Source organism: Ruminococcus sp. D54t1_190329_F1 (assembly GCF_015551645.1).
GTDB classification, from domain to species: domain Bacteria; phylum Bacillota; class Clostridia; order Lachnospirales; family Lachnospiraceae; genus Blautia_A; species Blautia_A faecis.
The window spans coordinates 1-11673 of record NZ_JADNDC010000062.1 but is presented as its reverse complement, the minus strand read 5'-3'; the positions used below and the strand labels follow the sequence as shown (position 1 = coordinate 11673).

Genomic DNA, 11673 nt, shown 5'->3' with positions numbered 1-11673 from the left:
TTTAACTACACGGCTCACTGGCGATTACCGTGACCGGACTTACACCGGCAAGTGTAGTCCAGCTTTGCTGGACACACGCAAATTAAAAAGGCGGCTTCCAAAGAAACCGCCAAAGGTTCTATCAGACCAAAGCCATGATATACCTACACGCAAGAAGATTATACCATGTGCTTCTTCTGATACGCAACCGAGAACTTATGTTTGCAAAAGAAAGGAGAATGTAATAATGGCAAAATCAACAAAAAGTTATGAAGAACGAATGCTTGAAATGGAAAAAAAGGAACAGGAAAGCCTTGAAAAAGCAAAACGATATGCAGCACAGAAGAAAGAACTTCTGAAACGAAAGAAAACCGAGGAAAGTAAAAAACGAACCCATAGGCTCTGTCAGATTGGCGGTGCGGTGGAATCCGTTCTTGGTGCTCCTATTGAGGAAGAAGACATCCCAAAGCTGATTGTTTTTCTGAAAAGGCAGGAAGCCAATGGGAGATTTTTCTCAAAAGCAATGCAGAAAGAAACCAATACCGATATGGAGGAAGTGTAATGGCAGAGGGGATGAGTTTTTCATTCCCTTCATTGCTTTTTCATGAAGGGCGCACTTATGGACAACCAGAGGTCGTCCCAATAAGTTTGCCACAAGTGTCAACCGGTCTGCGCTCACGCTTGCCGGGCTCGTTCCGTCGGCGGGGCTTTCAGCCAGACCTGCTCATGCCGCAGGAGGCACTCTTCGCCAGAGAGGCGCATTCCATGCAGGCTGCTATGCGCAGGGCACTCTTACGCAGAGGGAGTTCCGGCAATGCTGCTTTTTCTAAAACTGAAAGCAATGTTGCCGGAAATCTATGCCGGATACGTCAGAAAGGAGGAATCCAGACATGGCGATTTTTCATTACACAATCAAAATAGTCGGACGAAGTAAAGGGAAATCTGTTATCTCCGCTTCCGCATATCTCAATGGGGATGTGATGAAAAACGAGGAAACAGGGAGAATCAGTTATTACACTTCTAAAAAAGAAGTGGTCTACACCCGGCTGATGATGTGCGAAAACGCACCTCCTGAATGGCAGATAGTACCAGAAGAAAATATAAAACGCTTTCAAAAATCTGTCCGATACAAAAGGTCAGAAGATAAAGAAGCTGCTTTAAAAAAATTCAAAATCACATTTCAGAAACAGAGGTTATGGAATGAGGTATTGAAGATTGAAAAAAATGCAGATGCCCAACTTGGCAGGTCATTTGAATTTGCCCTCCCCAAAGAATGGAGCAGACAGGAACAAATTCAATATACAACCGACTATATCCAAAAAACTTTTGTAGATAGAGGAATGTGCGCTGATTGGAGTATCCACGACAAAGGGGATGGCAACCCCCATGTCCATCTGCTTCTAACTATGCGTCCTTTTAACCCGGATCATTCTTGGGGAAAGAAAGAAGTCAAGGATTGGGATTTTGTCAGAGATAAAAACGGAAATATCGTGATTGATGAATCCCATCCGAACTGGTGGCAGGATAAGAAAAACCCTGACCGTCATGGAATCCGTATCCCTGTATTAGACGAAAACGGAATTCAGAAGATTGGAGCAAGAAACCGCCTGCAATGGAAACGGGTGCTGACCGATGCTACTGGATGGAACAATCCAAAAAATTGTGAACTGTGGCGGAGTGAATGGGCAAAGGTATGTAATGAACATCTGCCTTTGCATAATCAAGTTGATCATCGTTCTTATGAAAAGCAGGGAAAACTCCAGATTCCTACCATCCATGAAGGAGCTGACGCAAGAAAGATTGAACAAAAGTTTTTTGCCGGGCAGGAAATAAAAGTCTCGTGGAAAGTAGCGGAAAATCAAATCATAAAACAACAAAACACGTTATTGCAAAAGATACTAAACACCTTTGGGAAAGTATCGGGTGCATTATCATTATGGAAGGAGCGATTAAATGACATTAGAAGAAAGCCGGGAAATTATACCCTTAATGGAATCCATGATTGGTCAAATCGAAGAACAGCAGAACCTAATGGCAGAAATGATTCTGGAAATGCAGAACCGGGACACTCAACTCTCTCTTATGCAAAAACAGAATCAGAAATTACAAAAATTAAACAACGAGTTATCCGAGCTGCTCAACATTTTGCCAAATACCGAGGAACTGCTTTCCAAGATGGAAGAACAGAAAACGAAGATAGAGCTTTTGGAAAACGAAAATCAGCAATGGCAGAAATTGGCACAGAAGCTGAACAGCGAAAACAGTTTATTACTGAAACAGAACACCGAATTGCTGAACTGGAACAGCAGATAGAGAAAGGACGTGATATAGATGAACGAATCCAGAGAATCAAAGAACGCCGAACAGTTGGAAGAACTTCTGCTCTTGACCGAGGAGATACAAGAAGAACTAGAACAGAAAGAACAGCTTATCGTGGAACTGAAGACGCAGCTCAGCGAATCTCTGACCTTGAACGAGAAATTAAACAAAGAGAACAGAGCCGGGAATATTCAAGCATTAAAGAACGACTTGAAGCTGGCAGACAGAGCATTGCGGATCGAGAAAGAGAAGTTGCGAAGCGCAAACGTCATGATAGAGGAATGTCAAGATAAAATATGCTATTTAACACAGGAACGGGATTATGCCCGGACACATCAGAAAATCGTAGAAATACCGGTAGAAAAGCCGGTACTCTATGAAAAATGTGAAGCCTGTAACCGGACAGCCTATCAGAATGCAAAAGCAAAATACGAAACACAAAAAGAGCGACTTGCAGGACAGTATAAAGCAAAAACGGTAATGTTCCAAACAACCTTGTTCCTTCTTGCATGGTATTCGTTGACAACCACTCTTTTTCAAGCAGTACAGTCAGATATGTTCCTTGTCGATTGTAAATCATTCTTCAATGATTTAGCATCATTCATACAAACCTTTGTCGGATGGACGATTGATGCCGGGCATTCTGCGGCACAGATTAGTACAAAAATTCCAAATGCTTTTATAGCCGGAATGGTATATTGGTTATTGCTAATATTGATTGTAGGAATATGTATGGCAGGAACAGGGATGCTGGCGATACTGATAGAAATAAAGGTTATAGAATTATATAAGAAAAACTGTTGGGATGTTATTACTCTACTAATGATACTGACAAGTGTTGCTATTGTCATTTATTTTGGAGAATCAATCAAAAAAGTACTGTCAGTAAATCTTCTATTGCTTTTCGTACTTTCGCAGGGCGCATATGTTGGAATTAGATGTTATCTTAAAGTTTGGTTAGAAAAAAGACCATATTAGTATTTTCAACTTACTGTATAGACAGTAAAATTACTCCATACCAGCCTAGTGAAAATTTACTGTATGAAAAGAAGTATTACAGAGAAAAAAGGCTGTAAAAACAGGAACAGCCAGCCCGAAAGAATTTACGGACTGGCTGTATCAGCAGAGTAATGTAATTGTGGAGCTGACCGAGATATGAAAAGCTTTCTATCATCAATTTCGCATTATTGCAATAACAGATTGCTTCTTCCATGAATGAATAAGCAATATTGTCATCAAACTTTCAAGCATAAACATAGCAACAGCAAAAAGAGTAAAAGCAACAACCGGAAATACAAATCCCGTAGACATGCCTGCATTTTTCAAAAATATACCGATTGCATATCCGCCGGGGATTCCAACAACAGCAGTTATAAGCAATGCAATCAAAGTAGTAAAAAGACCTTCCATCATAAATGCTTGCTTCAACTGCTTATTTGTCATACCAATAGATTTTAGTGTGCCCATTTCCTGTTTCTGTGATAAAAGATTTGTCACAGTAAGATTGATTTGATTGATGACCGCAAATATCCACAAGATGGCTGCAATCGCATAAGCTAATGTAAAACCTGCACGATTGTCTGATTGGTGTTCTACAATAAAATCTTGAAGGGTTTGTAAGCGAACATCCCTATTGTCAGAAACGAGTAATTTGAGTTCTTGCTCGATTATCTCCTGATATTCAGCTTCTGCTTGTATTTCGATTGCGTATGTACAGTCATAACCTGCAAGTTCTTTGAGCATATTTTCCGGCATTCTGAAAATATAGCCACCCATTCCATCATTGCTGGAAGTGATTGCACCAATTTTGAATGCTTTTGTTATTGTTTTACCACTATGATTTTTGAAATTAAAGGTCACAGTATCCCCAATTTGAGGTTTCCAATGGTAAACATCATAAATACGTTCGGGATCACTTACAACTAATTCTGTATCATCAGTAATATTTCCAGACAAAACCGCTGCATTTAGCGACGCCAAATCCTTTTCATTATAGCCGAGCATCAAGGTGCTATCTGAAATATCATTGTCTGTTGAGAAATCAACTGGTACGGTAGCATAAGTAAATATATTGCTAACTCCCTCTATATCTCCAACACGCTTTACATAATCAGAAAAATATTCTTTCTGCAAGAGAGCATCCAAATTTTCACTTTCGTTTTCTAAATCAATGCTGATTTTGAAATCTCCGTACTTCATATCCCAATAACGAGCCATACTCTCGGCATTAAAAGAACTCTGATAACTTGCTGCAAGGAAAAATATAACTCCGCACAGTCCCAATGATAAAATGGTCAATAGAGATTTTTTTCTGTTTCTGGAAAAGCTGATTTTCGCTAAATATACAGGCGTAATACGATGTCTTTTGTGAGTGCGGTAATTTACAATTCCCACTGGATTTTTCAGGGCGGAAATTGGAGAAGTATTCGCTGCAATTTTTGCTGGTTTACGAACACTAATATAAACAAGCAGTATTCCAAAAAGGCATGCGCCACATAGAGAAACAATAAATGCAAATACTGACCAGCCTTTTGATTGCAGACAATAGCTGATGATCGTTCCCATGATACTACCAATTAAAATCCCCGGAACTGCAAGCATATAACCCTGTTTAAGAACTATTTTATAAATTTGCTTTTTACTTGCCCCTATTGTCCGAAGCTGTCCGAACTCAGCAACTTTTTGTCCAACCGAAATATAGAAAATGCTGTAAATTACAAGTGCGGCAGCTAAAAACAAAATGGCAGCAACTACACCATATACCGCATAATTACTGAAGGACAAAGTTGTATTTACATAATCATAGTAACTGCTGACTGTCCAATTATTCAGTCCAGTCTCCTCTGAAATTTGAGATAATATTTCTGTTGCTTCGTCTTTTGTAAGGGTATCTGCATTTTCAAGCCAAACATATCCATTAAGCAGGTTATTTCCACGTAATTCCCGGCATTTTTCAAGTGAAACAAAAACAGGATAAGCGTTAGAAGTTTTATCATGATAAATACCAACAATAGTATAATTCTTCAAAGTACCATCCAGATTCAACTGAACTATGGCGTTGATTTCCGGAGACTTATTTTCACTGGCAAAAAAGGCATCTGTAACAGCAATTTCACTTGCTTTCTCTGGATATTTTCCGTCAAAGGCAGGAATCAAACTAAGCATGTCATCATCATAATAAATCAGAGACAGTTCTTTAGAATTTTCTTTCACTGTTTTGATATTACAGGAAAGTCCTACACTTTTTACTTCTTCGTTTGCTAACAACTTTTCTTTACTGTCCTGCGTAATGTCAAAGAAAATCCCTTGATGTAATCCTTCGATTTCTTTCTGATTTTGATAAATGATATTTTGCACTGTGAGCAACGACATCATTATCATAGCAACGGCTACAATAATTGCCGAAAGGCAAAATAAGTTTTTCTTCTTATCAAAACGCACACTTTTTCGTGCTAATTTTTTAATTACTGCACTGGTATCATTTTCAAAAGGATAATTCATAATTCCCACCTCCTTTAGCCAACAATTTTACCATCTTCAATCCGTACAATGCGGTCTGCGAGTTGAGCGATCTCGTTGTTGTGAGTAATCATTACAATGGTCTGATTAAATTCTCCGCTGGTATGCTTCAAAAGCCCTAACACATCTGCACTGGTCTTGCTATCAAGATTTCCGGTCGGTTCATCAGCAAGGATAATCGCAGGCTTCGTAATTAAAGCTCGTGCAATCGCTACACGTTGCTGTTGACCGCCTGAAAGATTGTTCGGCATATTTTCCAGTTTATCTTCTAAAGCCAACATATACACAACTTCGTCCATAAATTTCTGGTCTACTGTATCGCCATCCAGTTCCACAGGCAGGACGATATTTTCATATACATTCAAAATCGGAACCAGATTATAATTTTGGAAGATAAATCCGATGTTACGACGGCGGAAAATTGTCAATTCATCATCATTCTTTTTTGCGAGTTCTTCTCCCCGTACAATCACGCTGCCGGAAGTGGGGGTATCAAGTCCTCCCATCATGTGAAGCAATGTAGACTTACCGCTGCCGGAAGTTCCAACTACGGCAACAAATTCTCCCTGTTCCACAGTAAAATTTACACCATTAAGGGCACGAGTAATATTTGGTTCTGTGCCGTAATACTTCTTTAAGTCGATTGTTTGTAAAATGCTCATATTCAAATGCTCCTTTCAAGGCTTTCTATCTGTTGATAAAGCCATTGTAAACCACAAATGTTACACAAATGTCCGAGATAGAAAAAATTTTTATCGAAAATCAGAGTGAAATGTTACAACGCTCGGACATTTCAAAAAAAGTGGTTATATCTTACCTTACAGGAAGCATAATAGAAAATTCTGAGCCTTGCCTCAGCTCTGAAACAACCTTGATATAGCCCCCTTGCCTTGTTACAATCTCACGAGCCAAATACAAACCTATTCCCACACCCTGTTGATCGTGTACTTCTTCCTCACGATAGAAGCGCCGGAAGATGGCAGCCTGATTGCTTTCTGAAATGCCCTTGCCGGTGTCGGTCACTTTGACCTCTACGTACATTTCCCACTGAACCACTGATACAGAAATCTTTCCACCTGACGGAGTGTATTTTACTGCATTGTCCAGCAGATTGAAAAGGGCTTCGCTTGTCCACTTGCTGTCATGGGAGATTATCAAATTTTCCGGGCAATCCACGGATACAGCAATTTCTTTTTTCTCTGCGGCATATACAATACTGCTCATGGCTTGTGCAAGCGTATGGAATAAGCTGCTGTCTTTCTTTTCTAATCGTATTGCTCCGGTTTCCAACCGGGACGTTTTAACCAGTGCTTGGAACAGAAAATCCAGTTTATCAGTCTGACTACGTATGCCTTGTAAAAAGTCCATCCGTTCTTCTTCTGAAACAGGCTTTGTTAAAAGTGTGTCCGTTACCATTTGCAAATTGCTGACAGGCGTTTTAACTTGATGTGAAATATCAGAAATCAGCATTTGAAGCTCCTGTCGTTCCATGTCTACCTTGTGCCGGTTTTTCTGCATAATCTCATACAACCGAATTAAGCGGTGGTTGATACGGGCAAAAAGAGTTTCACTATCATTTGACTTTTGTAATTCCTCGTTTCCATCAATCATGTTGTCCAGCGTCCGGCACAAATTAGAAGTAAAATGAGAAAGGCGTTTTCCAAAAATCAGCACCAATAGCCAAATCCAGAAAAACGCACAGAGTGTCAATGTTCCACCCGCTATAAAAATTCGTATATCCTGCATTATACCGCCGAAAATACCGGTAATTACCAGCATAGAGAAAACCATGCCAGCACTAACCAGTCTACAAATTTTCTTAGCAGAAAGGTTATTCAGATTCATTTCTTTTCGCCTCCTGTCCATTGATACCCCATACCATAAACCGTTTTGATATATGTGTCGCCATCCGCTTCAATCTTACTGCGAATACGGCTGATAGAAGTAGTAAGGGTATGTTCATCTACATATTTTTCATCAACATCCCACAGTTTTTCTAAAAATTGTTGGCGAGTAAGTACCTGCTTCGGATTTTTAAGAAATAGATTCAACATTTTATATTCCATCGCAGAAAGTGCTAATGGTTTCCCGTTCAAACTTGCAAATTGTTCCGAAAAATCCAGAAACAAGCTACCATCCTCGTAAATATCCTTAGCTGGTTTGTGATGCTCCAACATAGCGAACATGGCTTTGATTTTTCGCTGCAAAGCACTAATCGAAAAAGGTTTCGTGATATAATCCACTGCACCAGCTTCATATCCCCGTATCTGATTGCTTTCCTGATCGTTGGCAGTTAGAAATATAACTACTGTATCAGGATGCTCTGGCTTGATAAGACGGCATAGGTCATAACCATTTCCGTCTGGTAAATTTATATCCAGCAATACCAAATCAAAAATGTTTGTTTTTAATGATTCAGCGGCTGTCCTTGCATTCAGAACAGAAATTATTGTGTAACCGTCCAATTCCAAATTATAAGTAAGCGTTTTATTCAAAAGATTATCATCTTCGACAATTAAAATATGCTTCATATTATCACTTCCTTTTCTTTTTGCAGATAGTATAACAGGCAAATGTCCGAGAATTGTTACAAGGACAAATATATTTTTCATTTTACAGCTTTTTTCTGTGTACTGCAATTTTATAAAAGAAAGGACAGCAGTGTCAAATTGCTGTCCTTTCTTTTATCATAGCTGGTAGTGTATAAGCGTGGGTTCATCATATCGGGTGTGGTATCTTTAACTACAGGAAACTCCCTACAACACTATCTCACTTCTTGCTTAATAAAGTTCTAATGAATCTTCTGTATCCACCCACATCTGTAAATTGCCATCAAGATATAATCTTGCATATTCCAAAGGCTCATCCACAGCCAATGAAGTAAGCGCACATTCTGATCCATATGTGGTTTTTAAATTTTTTTCAGCTTCCCAGCAATCAATGCGAAGCATATATCCAGCACTTGTGTAAACATCAATACTATCGTGGTTTATATTATATTCTGCATAAATTGTTCTCATCGTATCTTATCTCCATTTTCTTTTGATAATCAGTTACAGAGTTAAATATCGAAAACATTTCAATCAGTTCACCATGTCGTTATTGTTATATGTTATATTGTGTTATGAAATTTTCTTTCCCTTAATTTTTCCCATATTAAGGTTCATGAAAAGCAATGGGAAAATGTAACACAAGGGAAAGAGTAAGGGAAAGTTCACTTGCTACAAACTTAGTATTTTCAAGGGTTTGCGAAGAATTTGATAATCAAATATAACAGTTATTAAATTTCCTAAAATATGTGAAATATCAACTGTAACTTGTATACAAAAAGCAACAACTTTTTCCCATGTATTTACTCAAAAAACACCCCTTAGACAGACTACAATTATTTGTGTCTGCCAAAGGGGTGTTTTATCTTCGGTATTCTCAAACTGTACTTTATCAATCTATAATGGTAACGCTTGTCATCACCGGCTGCTCATCTGCAGAAATAGTTCCATTGTTATCTGTAGGCTTTGCAGCCTTGCAGATCTGGTCAACAATGTCCATGCCTTCTGTCACATGTCCGAAAGCGGCATACTGTCCATCCAGATAGGTACTGTCAGACTGTACGATAAAGAACTGGGAGCTTGCACTGTCCGGGTCTGAGGATCTTGCCATGGAGATCACACCTCTCTCATGGGAAATATCGTTCTTTACGCCATTCTCAGAAAACTCGCCCTTAATAGTCTCATCAGAGCCTCCTCTTCCGGTTCCTTCCGGATCTCCGCCCTGGATCATAAATCCATCAATAATACGGTGGAAAGTAAGTCCGTCATAGAAATGCTCCTGTGCCAGTTTCACAAAGTTGGTTACACTGATAGGTGCTGTGTCCGCATCCAGTTCCACCTTAATGGTGCCGTAGTCCTTCACCTCAATCTCTGCATGATGAAGACCGGTAAGAGGCTCTGAAGTATCCAGAACAGTGCTGGTATCGTCTGCTGTATCTGTATCTTCTCCATCCCCGGAACCGTCTGTAAAGCCGGAAACTTCTTCCTCCGTTCCTTCTGACTGGTCAGCACTCTCATCTGTACTTTCCTCTTTTGTTTCTTCTGTGTCTTTATTTTCTTCTGTGCTCTCTTTAGTATCTGCTGCTTCTGTGCTCTTGCTTTCCTCTTTCGTATTATCTGAACCACAGCCTGCCAGCATTCCTGCGGAAAGAGCTGCCACCATCAGCATTGCCAGAATTTTTCTTTTTTTCATGATTTTATGCCTCCAATTCTTGATGCCATCTTTTTCTATTATAACGAAAATCACGTAAAAAACAATTGTTTTCACAGATTGTTCAATTTCTTTTTCTTTGTCTTGCCACAGCTTGTATTGTCTGCTAAAATCAAGAAAGAATTTATCAGAAAGCGAGGTCTTTTTTATGGAAAAGATTACCAGTTTCACAATAGATCACATCAAACTTCAGCCAGGCGTTTACGTTTCCCGCAAGGATCCGGTTGGAAATAGTGTGATCACCACTTTTGACATTCGTATGACTTCCCCAAATGAGGAGCCTGTTATGAACACAGCAGAGCTTCACACCATTGAGCATCTTGCTGCTACTTTTCTTCGCAACCACAAGGAATTCGGACCGAAGATGATCTACTGGGGACCAATGGGCTGCCGTACCGGCAATTATCTGCTGCTGAACGGAGATTATGAATCTAAGGATATTGTTCCGCTTATGGTTGAAACCTTTGAGTTTATCCGTGATTTCCAGGGCGAGGTTCCTGGTGCTTCCCCGAAAGACTGTGGAAATTATCTGGATATGAACCTTGGAATGGCGAAATATCTGGCTAAGAAGTTCCTGAATGAAGTGCTGTATGATATCAAACCAGACAGACTGATTTATCCGGAATAATTTGATTTGATATATTCAGAAATCTCCCTCTTACCATTTCATGGCAGGAGGGAATTTCTTTAGTACTCAAAAAACGCTATGCAAACGATAATATCATCCATTTACATAGCGTTTTTCATGTCATCATTTCATCTCTTAAATTTCTAGCCTGTCAGCCTGCGACAGCCTCATCAGCTGCAGCATCTGCACTTCCTTCTGTAGCTGCCTGATCAGCAGTTCCATCTGCGGCTGCACCGTCAGCTGCCACTGCACTTACATAATCACCGGATACATAAGCAGTCTGTCCCTCATAGGAAACCTCAATCCAGCCATTGTCGCATACACCTGTACTTGTAAGCTGTGTACCGCTTGTTACACCTGCGATCCAGGTAGCATCTGCACTTGCATCTGCACGAAGGTTAATATCTGCATTCGCAACATATGTACCATCCTGCTTAGTTACATTCACACCGCTTGCAGTCTGCTCTACAACTGGTTCTGGAGTAGGAGTAACTTCTGGTGTAGGAGTTGCCTCAGGGGTTGGTGTTGGAATAGGGGTCGGGGTTGCCTGTATAACTGTAACGCTTGCTCCTGCACCTTCCTCAAATCCACATCCAGGGATGCAAAGTGCTGCGCCCAGAAGCAAAACGGCTAATGCTGCTTTTTTCATAATATAGTTCCTCCTTTACAAAGCAATGGGGCTTTGAATTGATTCATCTTCTTTTCATATAATATTACAAAAACAGACTCATTTCGCGAATCGTTACAATTAATATACAGTATTATTACAAATTATGCAACCCCTAAGTGTATCTTTGCAATAAAGCATATTTGAAATATGTTACTGTTCACTTCGTTCACAGTAACGCGCTTCGCGATGCACAGAAAGACGAGCCTTCTTGTGACAAGCACAAGAAGTAGCGTTTGCTGCGCAAACTTAATTCTCGGGTTTTCTGTGAACTTTGTTCACAAAAAACACCTCGCGGAAT

General features: G+C 39.8%; 12 protein-coding genes. 5 read left to right on the top strand and 7 right to left on the bottom strand.

The annotated features are described in order from the left end of the window. Positions 1-226: 226 nt before the first annotated feature. The 4 genes from I2D69_RS18780 to I2D69_RS18765 are packed head-to-tail and all read left to right on the top strand — an operon-like array spanning position 227 to position 3276. On the top strand, positions 227-541 hold the full coding sequence (locus I2D69_RS18780; RefSeq protein ID WP_055152287.1) for a hypothetical protein: 315 nt from the start codon (positions 227-229) through the stop codon (positions 539-541). After that, the gene (locus I2D69_RS18775; RefSeq protein WP_015515801.1) at positions 541-900 is read left to right on the top strand and encodes a hypothetical protein; all 360 of its coding nucleotides are present in this window, start codon (positions 541-543) and stop codon (positions 898-900) included. Before I2D69_RS18780 ends, I2D69_RS18775 begins: the two co-directional genes overlap by 1 nt. Continuing rightward, the gene (locus I2D69_RS18770; RefSeq protein WP_119298419.1) at positions 870-2591 is read left to right on the top strand and encodes a MobA/MobL family protein; all 1722 of its coding nucleotides are present in this window, start codon (positions 870-872) and stop codon (positions 2589-2591) included. Before I2D69_RS18775 ends, I2D69_RS18770 begins: the two co-directional genes overlap by 31 nt. After that, positions 2569-3276 carry a DUF6040 family protein gene (locus tag I2D69_RS18765; protein ID WP_008394183.1) on the top strand — a complete coding sequence of 236 codons (708 nt, stop codon included), beginning with the start codon at positions 2569-2571 and terminating at the stop codon, positions 3274-3276. Before I2D69_RS18770 ends, I2D69_RS18765 begins: the two co-directional genes overlap by 23 nt. Positions 3277-3471: 195 nt before the next feature. On the opposite strand, the gene I2D69_RS18760 is transcribed toward I2D69_RS18765, so the two are convergent. The 6 genes from I2D69_RS18760 to I2D69_RS18735 all read right to left on the bottom strand — a co-directional run bounded on the left by I2D69_RS18760 (position 3472) and on the right by I2D69_RS18735 (position 10059). After that, positions 3472-5799 carry an FtsX-like permease family protein gene (locus I2D69_RS18760; protein ID WP_118177424.1) on the bottom strand — a complete coding sequence of 776 codons (2328 nt, stop codon included), beginning with the start codon at positions 5797-5799 and terminating at the stop codon, positions 3472-3474. A gap of 14 nt (positions 5800-5813) precedes the next feature. Further along, positions 5814-6479: an ABC transporter ATP-binding protein gene (locus I2D69_RS18755; RefSeq protein ID WP_006859033.1), complete on the bottom strand. Its 666-nt coding sequence runs from the start codon at positions 6477-6479 to the stop codon at positions 5814-5816. A 151-nt stretch (positions 6480-6630) separates the two neighbouring features. Then, on the bottom strand, positions 6631-7662 hold the full coding sequence (locus I2D69_RS18750; RefSeq protein WP_195380380.1) for a HAMP domain-containing sensor histidine kinase: 1032 nt from the start codon (positions 7660-7662) through the stop codon (positions 6631-6633). After that, positions 7659-8348: a response regulator transcription factor gene (locus I2D69_RS18745; protein ID WP_198411024.1), complete on the bottom strand. Its 690-nt coding sequence runs from the start codon at positions 8346-8348 to the stop codon at positions 7659-7661. Before I2D69_RS18745 ends, I2D69_RS18750 begins: the two co-directional genes overlap by 4 nt. 249 nt (positions 8349-8597) lie before the next feature. Beyond that, on the bottom strand, positions 8598-8837 hold the full coding sequence (locus tag I2D69_RS18740; protein ID WP_006859036.1) for a DUF6061 family protein: 240 nt from the start codon (positions 8835-8837) through the stop codon (positions 8598-8600). A 421-nt stretch (positions 8838-9258) separates the two neighbouring features. Further along, positions 9259-10059 (bottom strand): peptidylprolyl isomerase, encoded by an 801-nt coding sequence (locus I2D69_RS18735; protein WP_226815447.1) that lies wholly within the window; start codon positions 10057-10059, stop codon positions 9259-9261. 166 nt (positions 10060-10225) lie between these two features. Here I2D69_RS18735 and I2D69_RS18730 point away from each other — a divergent pair, with 166 nt between their 5' ends. Then, positions 10226-10705: an S-ribosylhomocysteine lyase gene (locus tag I2D69_RS18730; protein WP_173716589.1), complete on the top strand. Its 480-nt coding sequence runs from the start codon at positions 10226-10228 to the stop codon at positions 10703-10705. Between the two features lie 151 nt (positions 10706-10856). Here the strand turns inward: I2D69_RS18730 and I2D69_RS20515 are convergent, their stop codons facing one another. Continuing rightward, positions 10857-11354 (bottom strand): SH3 domain-containing protein, encoded by a 498-nt coding sequence (locus tag I2D69_RS20515; RefSeq protein ID WP_173718102.1) that lies wholly within the window; start codon positions 11352-11354, stop codon positions 10857-10859. Between the last annotated feature and the right edge of the window lie 319 nt (positions 11355-11673).